Here is a 19,300-nt window from a genome sequence, read left to right on the forward strand (position 1 = left end):
TACTGGAAGTTATTGGAAGATTACTGGACGCTGAGAGGTAAGAGCGATGGACCCGAACACGGTTGCGGCAGTCGTCGCGGCAATCGGCGCTGTCGCAGCAGCCGTGGCGGCGTTCGTTGCGCTCAGACCCGCGAACAAGGCTGTTGAACAGTCGAAGGAACAGACCAAGATCCAGCGGGATCTGATGGTTTAGGCGGCACAGCCCTACGTGTGGGCGGACATCCAACCGGACAATCAGCAAGGCACGATGCTTCAGTTGGTGGTCGGCAACGTCGGACCAACGATGGCTCGCAACGTCAAAGTGGTCATCGATCCAGCGATCCCTGAGCATCCCGCGTACTCGGGTGCCACGGCGGTGGCTCAGGAACGGCTGCGCGACGGCATCCTCTCTCTGGCACCGCGACGAGTGATCCGATGGTCTCTCGGTCGCAGCTTTGACCTTCTCGAAGACAAGGATGACGCGACCATCTATCGCCTCCGTGTGACTGCGGACGGCCCCTATGGTGCGCTGGAGCCGGTCGAGTTTGAGGTTCGACCGAGAGACTGGCGTGAAGCACGGGACGCACCTGACGGCTCGCTCCACCACGTTCGCAAAGAGATTGAGAAACTGGCTGGTGAAGCCAAAGGACTACGCACCTACATCCAGCAGGCGGGGATCGTGGCTCTCGTGAGGAGTGACATCATCGAGACCACACTCGCTGACTCCATCGTTCAGCGTCACCCAGAAGAGATTGAAGCCGCCACGACGGGCGAAGAAGAGGGTCAAGTTGAAGTACAAGACTGACGTTGATGTCAAGAAGGCGCTGGGGATCGAATCCTTCAGGAACCTTTCAAAAGAGAACGTCATGAGGTTCGCGGCAATGATGCCCGATATGGACAAGGAAGTCGCTCTCAAGGTAGTAGCGCAGTTCCCCGAGTTCAAAGCATTCGCACTGGAAGCAATAAACACGATCCAGACGGCTCAGGAGAAGTCCTTAGCGAGTAACAGCGAGAGCCAAGCACAGGTTCATCAAGCGTGGTCCGATGTGCGTGCGATCCTGGAGGGGCAACTCGATGATGATGAACTCACCTGGGAACAGAAGAAGGACATCCTTGATCTGATCATGGAGACTGCCCGACAAGAGTCAGCGAAGGACTCCGAGAACAAGCAGTTTCTCAAGGACCTCACCAAGTATGTCGCGTACGGAGTCGCCGGGGCTGCAGCCGCTGCCGTGGTCTTTGTCGGGGGACGTGTCGGTATAGATCAGTTCCTCAACAAGGCGTAGGTAACAAGACCTTTCACAGTCGCCACATCTTCCCAGTGAAGGGATGCCCATCGCGGTCGAGCAGTTTGACGAACTCAACCTTCGAACCGATCCCAGCGTCCTTCGCAGCCTGATGAACCTTGCGCGCGAACGCCTCGCTCTTCATCACGTAGATGATCTTCTTGAACTGTCTGTCCTGAGCGTAGGCGGCCATCACCTGTCTCAACTCTTTCGGAGACTTTCCTGAGATCTCCACCTCGACGGCGAACGACACAGGCTCAGCATTCGTCCTCAGGTGCTCACGGTTGATCACGAAGTCAGGGCGGTGGGTCTTGCCGGTGCCCTTGATATCCACCGGAACCCACAGCGACGGGTAGAGAGTTGCGACCTCAGACCAGGCGATCTTGCCCGACTCGGCGGCTCTGTAGGTGCCTACGTTTAACGACTCCACGACCTTCACTGAAGCATCCATCACTGGTGAGTTGAATGACCGCCTCGGCTACGTGTCATCGATCGTTCGCGTCGGCGACACCGTCGTGTACTCGGACGTTGATACGGCTTAAGCGCATGATCAGAAAGGGTTGTGCCGTCACTTACTCTCCGCACCGAAGAGGCGTTACTGTCCCGCGGTCTAAAGCGATTCTATTCTTAACCACCTTTCACTGTAGGTCGTAGACCATATGCATAGCACGCTCGCCCGGCTTGCGGCTGAACTTCTTGGACAGTTCGCGCGCTATTTTCCTCCGGAGAGTTCTCCCAGTTACATGAGCTTCGTCGATTCCAATGCCTCGGTCAGGCCGCGATTGAACTGAATGAGCGGGCGTCTTAGCACAAGTCCTATGAGCAGGGCAGGGAACGCAAACAGACAAAGCAATCCAAGGCAGATCCAGAGGTCACCGCCGTAGACGCCCGCGATCGCTGAACGTAGAGCATCGATCGCATGCGTTGCAGGAAGGAAGGGGCTGATCTGCTGGAACCATTGCGGGAGAACCGCGAGTGGATAGGCCCCGCCGGAGCCAGAGATTTGGACGACGAGCAGAAGAACAGCCAGAGCCTTTCCGGCATTGCCGAATGCGGCGACTGCTGTGTAGATCAAGAGCGTGAAAACAATGGAAATGACCCATCCCGTCAGTATCAATAAAAGAGGATGACGCGCCTCGATCTGGACGAAGAGAATCAGGCCAATTGTGACAAGGCTGGCCTGCGCAAGACCCACCAGGGCAAATATTCCATATCTGCCTAAATACTGCTGTGCTGGTGTGAGGTCGGGGCTTCCGGGTAGCACGTCCGCTTTGACATCAACTCTGATAGCAACGGTCATGAGCAAGGCTCCCACCCACAGAGCGAGGACCATGTACAGCGGAGCCATTCCTGCACCGAAGCTAGCGACTGGGAATACCGCGATCCGCTCTATCCCAACAGGCTGCGCTAGGGATCTTGCGAGGATGCTCGGATCCGTTCCGATGATCGCGCTGATCTCGTCGAGCTTCCCGGTGTCAGCTGCGCGTGCGAGCGATGCCGCAACCTCGTCGAACTTGTCTGCCGTTTCTTTGAGCGAATCGGAGATTTCTCCCGTGGCTTCAAAGGCGCGTGTCAGCGATGCCATCACCGAATCTGTCTGTCCCGACAGGCGCGACGATGCTGAGGCGAGGTCAGCACCAATGGCTTCTATATCTACCTTGATAGTGTCGAGCGTTGACGACAGCTCGTCGAGCTGTGGCTTGAGATCGGATATGTAGGCATTCTCCACATCGTCGATCGCCTGCTTCGCCTGCGCAACTGTATCCTGGACCTCCTGGCGGGAGGATTGAGCTTCACTGTTGTTGTCTCGAACAGCCTGCGCAGCGGAGACGAGCCTGTCATAGACATCCTGTTGACGGGATATTGCTGTCTCGACCTTGGCGATGACGGAATTAATTCCGTCAAGCGCGGACTCTGGCAACATTGGGGCGATTTCGTCCCGGAGCGTGTCGCGCGCGCGAGTATAACTGTCGATCTGTAGTTGGACTTCCTGGGCAAGCGTGTCGATGGCGTCGGCCTGTGAGACGCTGCCAGAATCGAGCTCGGCAAATAAGTTATCAACGCTCGCGCTCACATCGTCGTAGGCATCCGATGTAGACGCGAGTGCATTCGCGAGCCCTTGGGTTGCTGTCTGCACGTTCGAGCGGAGACCTTCGATTGCCGCGGACCCATCCGAAACAGCAGTAGACACACCCTCTATCGCCATGCTGGATCCACTGACAAGGTCATTGGCACCGCCAACTACAGTCTTACTGCTTTCAATGAGAGAACCAAAGGCCTCTGCGGTTTGCGCGGCGCCGCGTAGGTTGCTTCCAATCTTGCTAACCCTCAGTTCAAGCTGTGCGAGAGTTACACGCGTCTCGTCGTCAGTAAGGAAATCTGACAGCGATGAGATTAATCCGAGGGCGAGGTCGCTGAGGGTTTCGGTAAATACCTGCGTTATGCGGGCTGACACACCTTCCGCACCTTGCTCGGTTAGAGTCGGCGCAAGGGCGTTCTTCTTTTCGTTTGTGTAGTATGCAATAGGATCGCTATCGTGGCCCTCGGCGAAGAACGTCACCATATCGGCACTGAAGGACTCCGGTAGAACGATCGCGGCATAATATGCGCCCGATTCCGTTCCATCGATCGCGTCCTCTTTAGATGTAATGACCCAGTCAAAGTCATCATTGGCGCGAAGAGCAGACAGCGCCTGGTCGCCAACATTAATACGAACGGGTATGAGGTCGCTTTCATAACCAACATCGGAGCTGGCAACGGCAACTTTGAGGTTCTTGGTGTTTGAGAAAGGATCCCAGCTGGCAATCACGTTGAACCACGTAAATAGAGCGGGGATGACAATGAGCCCGAAAATGACGATCGATGCCAGAACATTGCTGGTAGCACGATGGAGATCGCGCTGTATGAGCCGAAGTATGTCTCTCATTCGTTCTCCTCCTGCTTGCCGTCAGTGTCGGCGTCTGCTCGATGTCGTCCAGATCCACGCCGGCCCGCCGCTTTGGCGTCGTCATGCACCTGGTTCTCGTCCTCAAGCACGGGAGGACCATCAGGATCGGTCACGCAATCAACTTCTGACCTTCCGTCTTGCTCGCTTCCATTTTCCTCGCTGTCAAGGTCCGAGCTCTCTACAACGGGCGTGCTCTCATCGCCACGAATGTCCTCTGGCTCGCTATTTAAGGTTGCTTCGTCTTCCGGCTCCTCCGGTCCACTTGTGACTGCCTCGTCCGCTCTTTCGGTCAGCGAAACGACATCCTCTGTCCTCTCACCCTCTGCACCAAGTACCTGCCGCGCCGGCAAAGCTGCAGCCATCACCTCATCAGAACCATCCCGGCCGGCATTCCTTGCCTTTCCAACATCAGCACGCGCAACACTGCTAAGTACAGAGTCGTCGAGATTCGCAATTTGTTGCGCTCGCTCCAATGACTCCTTGACATATTCAAGAGCGATGATGACTCCAATGGTGATGAGGCTGACCACAAGCCATGCGGCGAGGAGGGTGGCATTCGCAGATGGATACAGCCAACCGGCAACGGCCAGAATGATGGTGAGAAGGAGGCCGGTAAGCACTGTTATACGAAGGAGTGTCGGATAGCGTTGTGCGAACCGTTCGGACCTCCGAGTGACATCCTCGTGGTATTCCTGTCGGTTTTGGAGGGCGTGGACGATGTCCGAAAGTCTGTAACCTGAGCCCTTCACGTGTACGGTCTCACTGATGAAGAGATCTGTCGCACCGATCTGGCGGTTAAACATCAAGATAATATTCGCTAATCTACGGCGCAGAACGAGGCCAAGGAGGACCGCGGCCGCAACGAAAGCTGCTAGCGCCGCCATGTAGAACCAGTAGTGTCCTTGGTAGAAGCCGCCGATGGTCTCCCTCATCGCGTCAATGCCATACGTGAATGGTAAGAATGGATAGAGATCTCGGAAGAACCCAGGCATCATTTCGATCGGATAAAGTCCGGAAGCGCCCGGGATTTGCATGACCACGAGAAGAATACACAGGCCCCTTCCCACATGGCCAAAGGCAACGCACAGAGCGTAGATAACGTTCAAATATGCCAAAGCTGTGAAAACGCCTGTTGCGACGAAACCGATACTGCTGACCGCCTGCACCCCGATCATGAGGTCACCAATGCATACGACTAGGGCTTGTACCACGGCGATCATTCCTAGAAGTAGGAACCGCCCAAAATACGCCTGACGTACAGTCAACCCGTCAACGCCCTCCGGATCCACCTCGAGCTTGAAAATGACCATGAGGACAAAAGCACCGATCCATAAGGACAGATTGGTGAAAAGGGCGGCCATCGCTGAACCGTAGGAGTTCACGTGGAACACCACGTGCTCATCAATAGAGACGGGTGATGCAATAAACTGAGCTATCTGTTCCGTGTCCAGGCCCGTCAATGAACTGAGGCGGCTCCAAATGGACGCCTGGCTGAGTGCGACAAGATCGTTATGGGTTGTCTGTATGCCGTCGTCGATTTGATCAAGATTTTCGTCAAGCCTGTCGAGAACATCTGAAGTCGCGACCAGCTGTTCGTCGATGTTGGTCAAGAGTTGTTGAGCTTGGGTGAGCTGATCCTTTTGGGCATCGAGTGCCGCTGAGAACGCACCGGCGCTCGCGGTCAACGCGCTCATTGACTCATTGAGACCCGGTAGTGTCTCTGCCAAGACGGTGCGCATCTCGACTGCCGCATTTTGTGAATCCTGAGCGAAATTGTCCAGCTGGCCCGCCGTGTCTTGTATCGCAGTCGCAACAGCATCGGCACTGGAATTGAGCGCCTGAAGGTCTGAAAGCAGCTGCTGATCTGTCGCGTTACGATCCTCGAGAGCATCCAGCAGCTCCACTATCCGCTGGGCTACTGCGGAATCGGCATCGGCGCTCTCAAGAAGGGTACGGAGTCGTTCTATTGCCACACCGTTGGCCTCAACGGCTTCCGACACATCGGTGATTGCGCTTTCGGCCTTTGAGCTGAGTTGCTCAAGAGACTGGACGACTTCCGTCACTGCGATGTTCGCGCCCGACGTTCCTTCTGCCAGAAGTACCGTGCCATTTATATAGGCATCCGTCGCGGCGTCGCCGAATGCAATAACCTCGTCCTGAACGCTGGCAACAATTGATTGGGCTTGAGTCACTGCTGTCTGCACATCAGTCAGGACCGTATCGACGTTGGTCAACGCACTACCTGCCAGAGCCAACCCTTCCCGGGACGACTGCACATCAGACTGCAGCGTGGAGAGGCGCTCGCGCGTGGTCGACACCTCTGATTCCGCCTCGTCAACTGCGCTCAACGTGTTGCCCTGAGCTTCCAATAACTGAGCTTCTGCCGAATATCCAACGTCTCTCAGAGCATCGGTAGCGGCAGCTGCAACCTGTTCCGAGAAGGTGCTGGTGATCTGCCTGTCGAGCTGAGAGGCCCCCACGTCCGTAATCTTGGGTGAAATCGCACTCACTTTCTCATTGACGTGGTATTCGAGGCGCGGCTGGACGAAGTCACCAGTCGTGATACTGAGAAGATTTCTACTGAAATCTTTGGGAATGACGATCGCGGCGTAAACATCACCACGCTTCACAGCTTCAAGAGCATCGTCCTCCGCCATAAATTGCCAGCCGAGCTGGTCATTAGCATGAAGCTCGTCGACCACGAGCGCGCCGACATCGAGTGGTCCAGTGAGCTCGGATGACGCACCTTCGTCCAGGTTGACGACAGCAACCTCAATACTTCCTGTATTCGAGTACGGGTCCCAAAATGCGCTGATGTTCAGCCAGGCGTACAGTGCCGGCGTAAAAATAACGCCAACAATGACGACCCATGCCTTCCGCACTCGGAACAAACGTGTAACGTCCCGTGAAAAAACTTTCCATATGTTGGACACGCGCTAATTATATGGAACATGTTTCTCCGACTACTAGTCCCTCCCCAAGGACACCCGCAGCCTCCAAAGCTTCAACGCCCTCTTTCTGGGCCTGGCGACGCTTGAAGCGTCCTGGGTTTTGTTCCTACCTGTTTTTGAGAGGATTGGAACATGCCGAAGAGGTATTCACAAGAATTTAAGGACCGTGCGGTGCGGATGGTCGCCGATCGCCTTGCTGATGCATTGGCTTTGCGACCGGATCGTTCGACAACAAGGACACCGAGCGCATCTGGCATGAGCAGTACGTCAAGCGCGTCGACCGGCGCGGACAGCACGGCATCCGTGTGAATGCACAATGGCGTATCTGCTTCGTCTGGAGTGATGGAGGTGCAGATGGTGTCGAACTCGTCGACTACCACTGAGGCCGACCTGATAAGTCGATCCACCTGGGAGGGATCTTGATGGAGGACTTCATCGAGGGTTTCGGGACTACGCAGCACAAGCTCGCCATTTCGATCGGGGGGCCGCCTCGTCGGATCAATGAGATCGTGCATGGCAAGCGCGGCATCACTGCAGATACGGCGATACGGCTGGCGCGGTATTTCGGGACATCCGAGGAGTTCTGGATGAATCTGCAGTCGAACTACGAGCTGCGGTTGGAGCGTCGCGCGTTGAAGAACACGGTCGCTGCTATTACTCCACTGCAGGTCGCGTGACTGAATGTAATCTCGCCGTGCAATGTGCCCGTGCCGCCTACTTGCTATTGACGTTACGGGGGTAGGCATCGTTCTTGAGTTCTTCCGGTTGTTGGATCCCGCATCGCGCCATCAGAGCTATCATGGTTGATAGCAGAAGGAGGTGGCTCTGATGTCATCCATCATCGTGCGTGGTCTCGATGACCACGTGAAGCAACAGCTCGCATCTCAGGCGAAGGAACACGGGCGGTCCATGGAGGCCGAGGTTCGCGACATCCTGACGAAGGCGGCCCGACGGCCGCACATAGGCGTGGCTCTTCTGAATGTGGCGCAGGATGTCGGTGGGGTCGAGGAGCTGCCGATTCCGACACGCGACGATGTCGCACGGGTGGCGAGCCTCGAATGATCGTCCTCGACACCAACGTCATCTCGGAGATCTTTCGGCCCTCACCGGAGCCTCGTGTCCTCGAGTGGCTTGTGTCGCTGACGGGCGACGTCGCCATCACGTCCATCACTCTTGCGGAGCTGCTTGCCGGCGTCCGAAGGCTCCCGGAAGGTCGACGCAAAGACGCGCTGGCGCACGGGATCGAGGAAGCGGTAGCGCCGTATCGGGGGAGCCGGTCGGTGCTCGCATTCGATGCTGACGCGGCGGAGCGGTATACGGAGGTGCTCGCGTCGCGTGAGGCGGCAGGTGCGCCGGTCAGTACCGCCGACGCCCAGATTGCCGCGATTTGCCTGGCGCACGGGGCAACCTGCGCTACGCGCAATGTGATGGATTTCCAGCACACCGGCGTCGAACTCGTCGACCCGTGGAATGCGGACGCGTGAAGCGTCATTCGATTGCGGTCATCGCCCATCAAGAGCTGACTGAAGCCGATCTGCAGGGGCTTCGACAGCGAGTATCTCGAGGAGTTCGGAGAGTGGGATCCGCAACAGCCCTACGGCTATGCGCCACATGATGTCCACATCATGGCGCGAAACGAAGGTCGGGTCGTCGGCCACGTGGGATGGGCACGCCGCGAGAACACCGTTGGCACGGAGAAACTGACTTGGAAGCCGTTCATGGCTCTCATGGGACGTGGTCGAGTGCCGGTTCAACGTCTAGCTTTAAAACCCCGACTCAGGTGATAAAGGACGACCGAGCCGGGCAGAGTGTGCGCGAGCTCGGGGCGGGGCTCACTGCGCAGTACAGTCGACGGCCACTGCAAGGGCAGCGCAGACCTCGCCCATGCGCGCATCGGCCAACCGCCCCAAGCGTTCGACCAGAATCGCAGTCGACACGCTCTCGACCGAGTCCAAGTTCACTGCCGAACGGCGTGGCACGGGGTCTTCCCCGGGTTCCAGGAGGACCTCACTTGGGATGTTTCGGATCGTGGTCGTGCATGGGGCGACCAGCGCGCGACGAAGCCTGGGGATGGCGGCGTCGCGAGAGATTATGACGACGGGGCGTCGACCGATCTCGGCCATCTCACACCACCAGACCTCGCCTCGGGCCGGCAAGCCTGTCATGAGGCGGCCACTGCGCGACGGAACGACGCCAGGTCCCCCCACTCGTCAGGCTCATCCAAGGGATGTGTGTCGTAGGCGGCGTAGCTGGCGTCCACTTCCGCCGCGCGATGCCTGGCCAACAGCGCAGCCAGTGCTTCATCGATGAGCGCGGAATCAGGCTTCGAGGTGACCTTTCGCGCGTTCCCCAAAAGTTCCGCGTTTACTGTGGTACTAATCCGTATGCGGCTCATGCCACGATTATGCCACGCCGGCCGATCTCACGGATCCGGTGACGGGCCGACTTCCCTCCTCGCGCGGCGCGCGCTCGGGACAGGCTCTCCAGGCCGGTGGAAACTCGGTCGCCCTGTTTGCGCGTTGTCGACCAGGTACGCTGGCGCGCCATCGTGGCCGCACTTGGCGAAGACATAGTCAGTCCAACGAGGGTGTTCTGACGGTCGAACGGACCTATGCTGTCGTGTCGCTAGCCTGCGGGTTACGCTCCAACGCTGCACGGTCCCACTGAGCTGTTTCTGCGGCGGCGACGTACGTTGTCTGCAGGAACTCAAGCAAGACTGCGTCCGGATCGTCAGCTGTGCGAACGGCGGTGTAGGGGAGGACGAACTCCCCTAGATCGTCATCCCATCGGGCCTGCGGGGGACCAGCGGGGCGATCCCGATAGCCCTCGGGCTCGGGGTAGGCGTAGGAATAGAAGATTCCTTCTCCGTCCCTGCCTGGCCAGTAGTCGGCACTGCTGACCTCATGGGAGTAGGCCTCGTGCATGACTTGCGGGCCGCAGTTAGGTGCGCCGCCCGGGTGCGGCGGGGCGGCACGACCCGAGAAGCGGGTAACGGCCAAATCGAGAGCTTCCCAGAACAGGTGCACAGGACTGGCTTTGCCCGTGAAGCGAGCTTGGAAGATATCGAAGACACGCTCGGTTCGACCATGGTCCGCCAGAATGCGTTGACGCTTTCGGCGTCATACGAGGAGTGAGTGGCGTCATCGGTGAACGAAATGGCATCGGGCAGCTCAACCGGCATCGGCCTGATCTGGGTGTGGAGGTCTAGCTTGTCGAGCATGGACATCACCGTGGCGTGGAAGTCCTTGACGCTCATGGGTTCCAGCGTGAGTCGGGATGACTCGCCGTGAGTGGTGTTGATGTCGAGGTGGAGGTCGATCAGATCGAGGTCGAAGCTGAAGGCTGATGTGTGTGCAGGCTTCAGGCGTGATGAGTCCTTTCTCTCAAGTGAGCTGCTCTTTCGAGCAAAGCCCTCGCGCGTGAATCCGCTCGGCGAGGGCGGCAAGAGAAAGTGGCCAGCCCTAGTCGCCGAGGGCGGTGCCGACTTCGCGTGCGGCGGCGACCCACGAATGATCGGTGGGGACGAGCTTCAGCTTGCCGGCGACGTCGCTGATCCGGACCGGCTCCACGCCCTCGCCGCGAGCCGCGACCATGTAGCCGTACTTTCCTGCAGCAACGAGATCGGCGGCTGCCGCTCCGAGCCGCGTGGCGAGCAGCCGGTCCACGGCGCACGGGGTGCCGCCACGCTGCATGTACCCGAGGATCGAGACGCGCGATTCTAGCCCCGTCGCTTCCTCGAGCTTGTGGGCGAGCCGCAGGGTGTTCTCGCGATGGCCGGCTTCCAAGGACGCCACGTGGCGCTTAGCCTGGGCCTTTGTCTCGGGAGTCTTCGCGTCTTTCACGAGGGTTTGCGCCGCTTGGAAGGCAGCGGCTTCGTCGAGTTCCATCGCCCCCTCAGCTACCGCGACCACCGAGAAGTTGCGGCCGCTCTTCATCCGCTCCTTGATCATGTCCGTGATGGACTCCATCGAGTAAGGAATCTCGGGAATGAGGATCACGTCGGCGCCACCGGCGATCCCGGCGCCGAGTGCGAGCCAACCAGCCTTGTGACCCATCACTTCGGCCACGATGATCCGGTGGTGAGAGTGGGCGGTGGAGTGCAGGCGGTCAATGGCTTCGGTTGCGATCTCAAGCGCAGTCGCGAAACCAAAGCTGGAATCCGTTCCCCAGATGTCGTTGTCGATCGTTTTGGGAAGTGTGATGACGTTGATTCCGGCGTCGGCCAATCGAAGAGCGTTCTTCGCGGTTCCGCCACCACCCAGCATGATGAGCCCGTCGAGCTGATTCTTCTCGACGTTGTCGACGATCGTCGGGACCATGTCGCGGATCTCGCCGTCGAGCTCCATCTTGTGTGGTTTGTCCCGCGAAGTTCCAAGGATGGTGCCACCCACGGTGAGGATGCCTGCCAGGGAATCGGAGTCGAGAGTGATGAAACGGTTTTCGGCCAAGCCGCGGATCCCGTCGCGGAAACCGATGAGCTCCCAGCCGAACTCGCTGATCGCAGATTTCCCGAATCCGCGAATTGCCGCATTGAGCCCTGGAGCGTCTCCGCCCGCTGTAAGGATTCCGACGCGCTTCGTAGCACTCACTGTCATGTCCTTCCGTTGTGGCATACGTAACGTTACCGGCAGTGGCGTGACTTTTCCGTGGTTCGCAGCGGGGTCCCTTCGCGGATGTCAGGACTCATTGGCAGGCGAGGTCCGCTTTCTGTCGCGCCACTCGGAATCGCTCATGGCGTAGACCATGTTGTCGTCCCAGGCGCCGCGGCACCAGAAGGACTTTGGAGACAGGCATTCGAGATGCATGCCAAGTTTTGCGAGCAGAGCGGCGGATCGGGCATTTTTGGGGGAGAGCTGGCCAAAAATCCGATGGCAGCCGAGACGTTCGATGAGATCGGTGATGAGTGCGTGCGCCGCTTCATGCGCAAAGCCTCTGCCCTGGTATCCCGCTCGCAATGTGAAGCCGATTTCTGCCACGCCACCGTGTTCGTCGAGCCCGACATACAGATCACCGATGAGCTCGCCGTCGTATTCGATGCCGATATTGCATGGTTCGCCGGGAACGATATCGGTCCAAGTCGACATTCTGGCGACCTGACGATCGACTCTTTCGCGCGTTACCGGAAGCTCCCAATCCTGAAATTCTGCGATTTTTGGGTCATTGCGATACTCGGTGATGACATCGATGTCCTCCTCGACCAGGCGTCGCAGGAGGAGCCGATCAGTGCGAAGGGGATAAACAGTCCTCACCTGACAAGGCTAACGGCTCGCTGACGCGCAGGGTGGCGCGCTTCAGCGGCAATGTAGGGGTTATTGCGATTGCTCGTCTGCGATGATCGCAAAGGCCCTGCGAGCAAGTTCAGCACTATGCCATCGTGCGAACTTGGCAGATGTCGAGGACCTCATCAGCATGAGTACTAGCTTCCGCAGCGACGCTAGAACTGTGGGGTGTTGGAGCGCGTCATGCACACGACCTAGGGGGACGATGAGGTGAGTCACCGGGCCGGACGCGCGGTAACTGGTGAAATTTGGAGCCGTGTATCCTCCGGCGATGCGCCATGGCAGACGGTCATCGGGTGCGACGTTAAGGATGGCTGCCAATCCCGAATGATCCCCACGCGAACGAGGAAAGAAGAGGATTTCCATATCACCGACATTCAAGGTGGCGAACCGACCACCTGATGTCGCGGGGTAGTCCGTAATCGTCCAGTAGGTTCGCTCGGTGCTCACGACTTCGGGAATGCCGCTTTCGATGACACTTGCAAGGTCGAGGAGCACAGCTTCCGCAACCCGTAGACCGGGATAGAACTGAGTGGAGCCGAGAGTCGAATTCGTGAGTTTTGTTGGGCGTTCAGTGTCCCTCTTCGAGGCGACAACTAGCTCAGCCAGATCGTACGAAGCATTGCCGAGTGCCCAATGATGCTGTTCGACAACGGGCAGCACATCATCGAAAGTGCTGGACGTAGATGCCGGCTCCGCGGGCTCGGAACACGGGGGCGAGCGAAGCGGCATGGGACAAATCGAACCGCTCCCATCGATCAGCGCTACTCACGACTTCCTCGCGGTATTAGGCAGTCTTGGAGCTCTTCTTCGTCGATTTTTTGGCGGGCTTCTTGCGCTTCTTGTCGAGCGAAGCCTTCAGCGCCTCCATCAGATCGACGACTTCGGCGTCATCCGCCGACTCGTCGTCGGGGCGCTCACCGAAGGTCGCTTCGGTATCGATGGTGTCGCCGGCTTCGAGTTTGGCGTCGATGAGCTTGCGCAGCTCGATCTGGTATTCGTCTTCGAACTTCTCGGGAGTGAAGTCTGAGGCGAATTGGTCGACGAGCGCACCCGCGAGCTCGAGTTCCTTATCGGAGATCTTCGCGCGTGACTTCGTGCCCTTGAAATCAACTTCGCGAACCTCATCGGCCCAGAGCAATCCCTGGAGCACGAGCACCTTTCCGCGCACCCGCAGGGCGCCGAGGCGAGTTTTGTGCCGCAGCGCGAACGTGACAATTGCAGTACGGTCCGTCTTTTCCAGGGTTTGGCGCAGCAAGAGGTAGGACTTTGGGGATTTGCCGGCTGGCTCGAGGTAATAGGTGTTTTCGAGCATGATCGGATCGACCTGGTCCGATGGCACGAATTGGACGACCTCGATTTCGTCGTTTTCGGATTCGGGTGGTGATTCGAAATCCTCATCCGTCATGATGACGGTCTTATCGTCCTCTTCGAACGCTTTGTCGATGTTCTTGTACTCGACCTTCTTGTCCGCGAGCGTGCGTCCGAAGGAGTACTCGCAGACGGCGTAGGCGCCGACGGGGGCGTCGTCGAGCTCGTCGACGTCGAGGACGCGCAGGAATCGGGAGTCGGTGGCCGCGGTGCCTCGGCGGGCGGCGCCGATCCGTGGCACCTGCTCGACCAGTTCGGTGCGCTCGGTGCCCCAGTCGGAGAAGTCGTCGAGGGGCTCGTCGAAGCCCTCGTCGAGGTCTGGTTCCGCGGGCCCGGCCGCGCGCGCAGGCTCGTCGGCGACGTCGTCCTCGTCGAACACGGCCCGGTCCGAGTTCCGCAGCGGATTAGCATCACGCTGACAACCCTGGAGGCATGAGTTCCAATGCCTCCATCGCCACGACCGACCAAGCCGGCCGGGCAGCGATCTACCTGCGAATCTCGCAGGACCGCGAGATGGACGGACTTGCGATCGAGCGCCAGCTCGAAGACTGGCTCGACTGGGCCGAGGAACGCGGGCTCCAGTTAGTCACAGCCAACGGCGACGCGGACCTGGGCACCGACGGCGGCAGGATGTACGCCAGGATCAAGGCAGCGGTCGCCCGAGCCGAGATGGAGCGCAAGAGTGCCCGTCAGAGGCGCGCACACGTCCAGCGCGCCTCGCAAGGGCGGCCCTGGGCGGAGTCGACCGTGTTGGGCATCCTTTGGAACCCCCGCTACGCGGGGTTCTCGGTCTACACCGACATCAGGGATCGGAAGCGCGCCAAGCAGGCCAACGCCGAGAAGAAGGCCGAGCTTGAGGCTCAGAAGGCCGAACCCGTGAAGACCGTACGAGGCAAGCGCCGGGAGTGGCGCGACTTCGAGCAGCGGGGTGCGGACATCGTCCACAGTCTGCGCAAACAGGTGACGTCGGTGCGCAAGATTGTCGAGTCTGTGAAAACCGACGCGGGCAAGGCGCCTGCTCAGCTGGAGGCAGGGGCCGCAGACTGGCGAGGTGCCGCTGAACGGATCGACGATATCCGAAAGCGGATCGCCGCGATGCAACAGATCCCCGGTTGGTCTGGAGCGGCGAGCGGGGGCTATACCCGCCGGAGCATGGTGCAGGCGGCCGCCACCAGTCAGTTGCAGTCACTGGTGGATGACTGCCTGGCCTCTCCGCAGTTGCTGCGACCGGATTCATGGCCGACTGGCGGAGCCCAAGCGGGCACCGCTCCGGCAGCCACCGACACGGTCCCAGATCCCGATGAGGGCATGCGGGTCGACGACCCGAGCACCCAATCTGCTTCCAACCCACGCGACGGAATCGGGAGGAACGAGTAGTGAGCATCAACCGCTTCACACAGATCCTGGCCGCCGTTGCCGTGAGCATCTCCGTTTCGGCGTGTACGCCGGTCGAGTCGGGTCCTACACACTCGCCGACGGGCCCGGCCTCTCCTGAGGTCCCAACAGCAACCGGAGCCCCAGTCAGCGTGGGGCCGACGCAGTCGTTCGAGCCCCGGGACGTTCAGCCGGTGCCGGAAGAGGAATACCCAGAAGAGGTTGAGGGGTTCACGTTGGTGCGGTTCATGGGGGCCTCGGCCTATGACCGGGGTGAAGATGACCGCATCGGCGTGCGCGACCATCTGCAGGTGAAACCCGTTCGGCAGTGGTTGGAGTACATGCCCTATGAGTACGAGGAGTCGCTTCCCGGGATCTGGTGTTTCGAAGCGGACCTTCATGACACGTGCATGGGGAACGGGACGACGGGGCGTGTCTGGGCGGTGATGAACCAGTTCGATTCGCTGTCGCGGGAGGAGTTGGCGGCGTGGGCCGAGCAGTTCATGGCGGTGATCCCCTGATGAGCACCTTCGACGACGACTTCGACCCCCTCGCCCCCACCCCGGCAGGCACCAGGGGTGAGCGCCACAACTCCGCGGACACTACGACTTCCCACAAGGCGCCGTGCAAAGAGATGCGTAAGGAACCAGATTCCCGTTCAGATTCTTCGGCCGGTTTTCGTCAAGAGTAAGGGTCACATGAGCTCGGCGTGCGGATGGAGAGGTCCATTGTTGGCTACCTGACCCCGCCGAGTGCTCAACAGCTCGTGGAAGTCATGAATGGTTCGTACCGGCGCGTATGGGCGTTTGATGGCGACCGCGGGTGCTGTGCGGCTAGATTTTCAACACCGGTAGAGATTTCAAAACGCAAGTGTGAGGAGAGTTCGTGGCGTCACCGCAGAATATCTTGTTGTATTTGCCTACTGAGCAGCAACGGCAGGTGCGCGAGATTTTTGGTGCGCTCGAAGCCCGTGGTTTCCCACGTCGGAATCAGACCCCGCACATCACTATCTCTTTTTCGCACGACATGGCCTCCGCAGCGGTTGAGCGTGCTGCGGAGGTGTTGCCGGACGTTGTTCCCGCGTATTTTCAGCGGGTTGGAACAGGGGAGCCGATGCGGCAAGCGGCTCGAGAGATCAGCACCCTGAACCCCGCCGCCAACTCGCTTTCTGCGCCAACCCGGCACTGCCCCTTCTTCGCCCCTAACCAGCACTCCCGGGAATCCATATGTGTTCTTTCAGTGAGGCTCTAGCGGGTTTTCAGGATCAATTCAGAATGAGGTCATACCTTCGTTACGAACCTTTACGGCGCGCTGCATCCTGCGAAAGAGTTTTGGCTCTCCCCGATGTATGCAACTGTGGGTAGCCTCGCGACGAGTCTTGCGATCAGCGCCATGGACGCGCCAACCGTTGTACCTTGAAAGGGGAACTTTGTCGTTTCTAGGAAGGGCTTGGCGCTATTGTGTCCGCAAGCCCGTCAAGACTCTGATTATTTTTGTTGTACTTGCCGTGATGGCTACTGTGGTGATGTCCGCCGGGGCTGTGACGCGTGCTGCGGATAAGGTGGCGCAGGAGGTGGACGCGAAAACCGGTAGTGGTTTCGTGCTCGAGAATAATCCGCAGTACAACATGGGCACGCCGCGTGGCGCGGGCAACGTGAAGCCTGCCGATATTGAAAAGCTCGCGGGGCTGGACGGTGTTACGTCGCATGTGGCCCGGCAGAACGTGACCGCAGACCTTGTGGACGCGCAGGTTTTGAAGCCGGATCACGACGACTATGACAAGCAGCGTGAGGCGCAGTTCGGTAACGCTGTGAACGTGTGGGGCGTGAACCGTAGCGATATGGCTAACGCGTTCCGTAGCGGCTCGTTGAAGCTTGTTGAGGGGCGCCACCTGACGGCTGAGGACAAGAACAAGGCAGTGATTCATGAGGATCTCGCGAAAGCTAACAACCTCAAACTCGGTAGCACCCTCACGTTGAAGGGCAATAAGTACGATGCTGACAATGAGAAGCAGTCCACCAAAGAGGTAAAGACTGAGGTAGTGGGCATCGTTTCGGGTAAGAATACTCGGCCGGTTGCTGTGCGTAGCGAGTTGTACGCGAACACGGTGTTCACTGATTTGGATACGACGCGTACGTTGTATCAGTTCACACCGCAGACGGAGATTTATCAGGACGCGAACTTCTTTGTCGCGAAAGACGCCAATTTCGAAGATGTTGTGAAGGCCGCCGCGGCTCAGGGGGTCGACTGGAATAACTACCAGCTTTCGCGTTCCGCTGAGTACCTGGCAGGCATCACTGGGGCAGTCGATGGTGTCAAGAGCATCATGACGAACACGACGGTGGGGGCCACGATGTTCGCGGCCGCTGTGGTGGCGTTGGTTCTTTTCTTGTGGCTGAACGAACGTAAGAAAGAAACCGGTACTCTGCTCGCGATCGGTGCTCGGAAGGGAAACATCACGGCCCAGTATTTCGCGGAGCTTATCCTGATTGCGATTCCTGCGTTCATCCTTGCTTATTTCGCTTCGAGTGCTGTCGCCCAGTGGATGGGTAGTGTGACGCTGGCGAGCGTGAATAAGTCCGCTGAGCAGCAGATGACGCAGGCGGGTCAGTTTGGTGCAGACATGGAGTCTTCTGCGTCTCTTCAGACGTTGGACAGCCTCGCTGTTGGTTTGACTAGCGGTTCGGTGATCCAAGCGGTGATCATTTGTGTGGCTGTGATTGCGGTGGTCGTTGCGGTGACGTCGATCCCGATGTTGCGTAAGAGCCCTCGCGAGATCCTGGTGGACAACAAATGACGAGCCCGTGGCCACGAGCAATTCGTAGCGTTGTGCGTAAACCGCGGCGCAGTGTCCTGATGATCCTCATCATGGCCGTGGTGTTCACCGCGCTTGTTGCGCAGTCTGGTGTGCGTTCCTCCATGGCTGAGGTCAAGGACGCGATCAGCGCCAACGTTGGGGCTGGCTTTACCGCAAGTGCAACGATGGATGCGGCACCCGGCCCCGATGTGCAGGCCGGCCCTGGGGTTGATTCCGATGGGGCGAAGGGCTCGGATGCGCAGCAACAGCACTCTGCTCAGCAATCACCCGCTGACCAGGGTGGCATCGATGAATCGATAGCTGAGCGTTTGGCAGGCATTTCGCAGGTAGCTAAGAACAGTTTGGAGGCGGCGACGATCGCCCAACCTGAGGGTGCTAAGCCTGTGACGAGTGGCCGCGGGGTCCAGCTGGACCCTGAGTTTGCTGGCGGGGTCAGTGTGACAGGCGCGAGTGATTCCGCGCTCAACCCAGCGTTCCAGGGCAAGTTGTATCAGCTGCTTGAGGGCAGCCACGTGGGTGCAACCGCATCGCAGGCTGTGATCCATCGGGACTTCGCTCAGCAGAACAATCTCAAGCTGGGGGACAAACTGACCCTCACACAGGCCGATGCGAAGGTTACCGTGACGGTCGCGGGTATCTTTGAGGGGAAAACGGAAAACCCTAGTGGGCTCCCGGCTGATGCCTCAGAAAACAACGTGTTTGTGGACCTGGCTTCAGCTCAGCAGCTCGGCGCGCCGATCACGGCAGGCCGCTATTTCACGCATAACGCGGAGGAACTTCCGGAGGCGCTCGCCGCGGCTAAGAAGATCGCGCCGGAGCTTACGTTGGAAGACAACTCGGCTCAGTTCGCGCCGGTGCTTCAGGCTATCGCCGGTGTGGACAAGCTTTTGGCGACCATGCTGCGGGGTTTGAGCATTGCTGGTGCTTTGGTGCTCGCGTTGGTGAGCACGTTCTGGGCGCGCGGCCGGATTCATGAGGTGGGAGTGTTGCTTTCGCTCGGGAAAAGCAAAGGCAACGTCCTTTCGCAATTCGCGCTTGAAGCAACCATTTTCGCTGCCGTCGCCGCAGCCATCTCAGCGGTGATCGGGTCTGTTCTTTCGGGTTTCCTCGGGCGTGCGGTTGTAGCCCAGGCCGGTGAGGAAACTCTTTCCTCGATCCACCTCGCGACCAACGCCGGCGGTATTGCTGCGGCTCTCGCGTGGGGATTCATCATCGTATTGATGGGCGTCTCGGTGGGGGTTTTGCCTCTCATCATGCAGCGTCCAAAACGCATTCTTTCGAAACTTAGTTAGGAA

General features: G+C 58.9%; 19 protein-coding genes and 1 pseudogene. 11 read left to right on the plus strand and 9 right to left on the minus strand.

The annotated features are described in order from the left end of the window. Positions 1-46 precede the first annotated feature (46 nt). From MUN85_RS01445 to MUN85_RS01455, 3 genes are read left to right on the plus strand one after another with little or no spacing between them, the layout of a single operon-like run. Positions 47-193 (plus strand): hypothetical protein, encoded by a 147-nt coding sequence (locus tag MUN85_RS01445; RefSeq protein ID WP_250505062.1) that lies wholly within the window; start codon positions 47-49, stop codon positions 191-193. A gap of 15 nt (positions 194-208) precedes the next feature. Further along, on the plus strand, positions 209-784 hold the full coding sequence (locus tag MUN85_RS01450) for a DUF8453 domain-containing protein (RefSeq protein ID WP_250505063.1): 576 nt from the start codon (positions 209-211) through the stop codon (positions 782-784). Beyond that, on the plus strand, positions 768-1,265 hold the full coding sequence (locus MUN85_RS01455; protein ID WP_250505064.1) for a hypothetical protein: 498 nt from the start codon (positions 768-770) through the stop codon (positions 1,263-1,265). Before MUN85_RS01450 ends, MUN85_RS01455 begins: the two co-directional genes overlap by 17 nt. A gap of 13 nt (positions 1,266-1,278) precedes the next feature. Here MUN85_RS01455 and MUN85_RS01460 read toward each other — a convergent pair whose 3' ends face one another. The 3 genes from MUN85_RS01460 to MUN85_RS01470 all read right to left on the minus strand — a co-directional run bounded on the left by MUN85_RS01460 (position 1,279) and on the right by MUN85_RS01470 (position 7,145). Then, positions 1,279-1,704: a hypothetical protein gene (locus MUN85_RS01460; protein WP_250505065.1), complete on the minus strand. Its 426-nt coding sequence runs from the start codon at positions 1,702-1,704 to the stop codon at positions 1,279-1,281. Between the two features lie 300 nt (positions 1,705-2,004). After that, positions 2,005-4,191, minus strand: a complete 2,187-nt coding sequence (locus MUN85_RS01465; protein WP_250505066.1) for a YhgE/Pip domain-containing protein — start codon at positions 4,189-4,191, stop codon at positions 2,005-2,007. Next, positions 4,188-7,145: a YhgE/Pip family protein gene (locus MUN85_RS01470; RefSeq protein ID WP_250505067.1), complete on the minus strand. Its 2,958-nt coding sequence runs from the start codon at positions 7,143-7,145 to the stop codon at positions 4,188-4,190. The genes MUN85_RS01465 and MUN85_RS01470 overlap by 4 nt, the downstream gene beginning before the upstream one ends. Before the next feature lie 440 nt (positions 7,146-7,585). On the opposite strand from MUN85_RS01470, the gene MUN85_RS01475 reads away from it, so the two are divergent. The 3 genes from MUN85_RS01475 (at position 7,586) to MUN85_RS01485 (ending at position 8,647) form a co-directional block, all read left to right on the plus strand. Continuing rightward, positions 7,586-7,840 carry a HigA family addiction module antitoxin gene (locus MUN85_RS01475; RefSeq protein ID WP_250505068.1) on the plus strand — a complete coding sequence of 85 codons (255 nt, stop codon included), beginning with the start codon at positions 7,586-7,588 and terminating at the stop codon, positions 7,838-7,840. A gap of 151 nt (positions 7,841-7,991) precedes the next feature. After that, positions 7,992-8,225, plus strand: a complete 234-nt coding sequence (locus MUN85_RS01480; protein ID WP_250505069.1) for a FitA-like ribbon-helix-helix domain-containing protein — start codon at positions 7,992-7,994, stop codon at positions 8,223-8,225. Then, positions 8,222-8,647, plus strand: a complete 426-nt coding sequence (locus MUN85_RS01485; RefSeq protein ID WP_250505070.1) for a type II toxin-antitoxin system VapC family toxin — start codon at positions 8,222-8,224, stop codon at positions 8,645-8,647. The genes MUN85_RS01480 and MUN85_RS01485 overlap by 4 nt, the downstream gene beginning before the upstream one ends. Positions 8,648-8,995: 348 nt before the next feature. On the opposite strand, the gene MUN85_RS13005 is transcribed toward MUN85_RS01485, so the two are convergent. The 6 genes and pseudogenes from MUN85_RS13005 to ku form a co-directional block, all read right to left on the minus strand. Next, the gene (locus MUN85_RS13005) at positions 8,996-9,328 is read right to left on the minus strand and encodes a type II toxin-antitoxin system PemK/MazF family toxin (protein ID WP_431603530.1); all 333 of its coding nucleotides are present in this window, start codon (positions 9,326-9,328) and stop codon (positions 8,996-8,998) included. A 444-nt stretch (positions 9,329-9,772) separates the two neighbouring features. Then, a pseudogene (locus MUN85_RS13010) lies at positions 9,773-10,608 on the minus strand (DUF5996 family protein). A gap of 16 nt (positions 10,609-10,624) precedes the next feature. Further along, on the minus strand, positions 10,625-11,758 hold the full coding sequence (locus tag MUN85_RS01500; protein WP_431603531.1) for a 6-phosphofructokinase: 1,134 nt from the start codon (positions 11,756-11,758) through the stop codon (positions 10,625-10,627). An 81-nt stretch (positions 11,759-11,839) separates the two neighbouring features. Then, on the minus strand, positions 11,840-12,412 hold the full coding sequence (locus MUN85_RS01505) for a GNAT family N-acetyltransferase (RefSeq protein WP_250505073.1): 573 nt from the start codon (positions 12,410-12,412) through the stop codon (positions 11,840-11,842). A gap of 60 nt (positions 12,413-12,472) precedes the next feature. Further along, positions 12,473-13,105 (minus strand): hypothetical protein, encoded by a 633-nt coding sequence (locus MUN85_RS01510; RefSeq protein WP_250505074.1) that lies wholly within the window; start codon positions 13,103-13,105, stop codon positions 12,473-12,475. Between the two features lie 124 nt (positions 13,106-13,229). Next, entirely contained in the window at positions 13,230-14,192 is a 963-nt protein-coding gene (gene ku / locus MUN85_RS01515; protein WP_250505075.1) for a non-homologous end joining protein Ku, read from the minus strand. Positions 14,193-14,245: 53 nt separating this feature from the next. Between ku and MUN85_RS01520 the strand changes: the two genes are divergently transcribed. The 5 genes from MUN85_RS01520 to MUN85_RS01540 all read left to right on the plus strand — a co-directional run bounded on the left by MUN85_RS01520 (position 14,246) and on the right by MUN85_RS01540 (position 19,297). After that, positions 14,246-15,190: a recombinase family protein gene (locus MUN85_RS01520; RefSeq protein ID WP_250505076.1), complete on the plus strand. Its 945-nt coding sequence runs from the start codon at positions 14,246-14,248 to the stop codon at positions 15,188-15,190. Next, positions 15,190-15,708 (plus strand): hypothetical protein, encoded by a 519-nt coding sequence (locus MUN85_RS01525; protein ID WP_250505077.1) that lies wholly within the window; start codon positions 15,190-15,192, stop codon positions 15,706-15,708. Before MUN85_RS01520 ends, MUN85_RS01525 begins: the two co-directional genes overlap by 1 nt. A 364-nt stretch (positions 15,709-16,072) precedes the next feature. Beyond that, a complete protein-coding gene (locus tag MUN85_RS01530; protein WP_250505078.1) occupies positions 16,073-16,438 on the plus strand; it encodes a 2'-5' RNA ligase family protein in 366 nt (121 codons plus the stop codon). Positions 16,439-16,616: 178 nt separating this feature from the next. Continuing rightward, on the plus strand, positions 16,617-17,984 hold the full coding sequence (locus MUN85_RS01535; RefSeq protein ID WP_348647923.1) for an ABC transporter permease: 1,368 nt from the start codon (positions 16,617-16,619) through the stop codon (positions 17,982-17,984). A 59-nt stretch (positions 17,985-18,043) separates the two neighbouring features. After that, positions 18,044-19,297, plus strand: coding sequence for an ABC transporter permease (locus tag MUN85_RS01540; RefSeq protein ID WP_250505080.1), 1,254 nt, complete (start codon positions 18,044-18,046; stop codon positions 19,295-19,297). Positions 19,298-19,300 lie beyond the last annotated feature (3 nt).

Origin of the sequence: Bowdeniella massiliensis, assembly GCF_023634005.1 — a bacterium.
Lineage (GTDB): Bacteria > Actinomycetota > Actinomycetes > Actinomycetales > Actinomycetaceae > Bowdeniella > Bowdeniella massiliensis.

Excerpts from the sequence above, each read along its gene's own strand:
- MUN85_RS01520 (WP_250505076.1), top strand. The coding sequence starts at position 14,246 with ATGAGTTCCAATGCCTCCATCGCCACGACCGACCAAGCCGGCCGGGCA.
- MUN85_RS13005 (WP_431603530.1), bottom strand. The coding sequence starts at position 9,328 with ATGACAGGCTTGCCGGCCCGAGGCGAGGTCTGGTGGTGTGAGATGGCC.
- MUN85_RS01540 (WP_250505080.1), top strand. The coding sequence starts at position 18,044 with ATGATCCTCATCATGGCCGTGGTGTTCACCGCGCTTGTTGCGCAGTCT.
- MUN85_RS01445 (WP_250505062.1), top strand. The coding sequence starts at position 47 with ATGGACCCGAACACGGTTGCGGCAGTCGTCGCGGCAATCGGCGCTGTC.
- MUN85_RS01485 (WP_250505070.1), top strand. The coding sequence starts at position 8,222 with ATGATCGTCCTCGACACCAACGTCATCTCGGAGATCTTTCGGCCCTCA.
- MUN85_RS01475 (WP_250505068.1), top strand. The coding sequence starts at position 7,586 with ATGGAGGACTTCATCGAGGGTTTCGGGACTACGCAGCACAAGCTCGCC.
- MUN85_RS01500 (WP_431603531.1), bottom strand. The coding sequence starts at position 11,758 with ATGACAGTGAGTGCTACGAAGCGCGTCGGAATCCTTACAGCGGGCGGA.
- MUN85_RS01465 (WP_250505066.1), bottom strand. The coding sequence starts at position 4,191 with ATGAGAGACATACTTCGGCTCATACAGCGCGATCTCCATCGTGCTACC.
- MUN85_RS01480 (WP_250505069.1), top strand. The coding sequence starts at position 7,992 with ATGTCATCCATCATCGTGCGTGGTCTCGATGACCACGTGAAGCAACAG.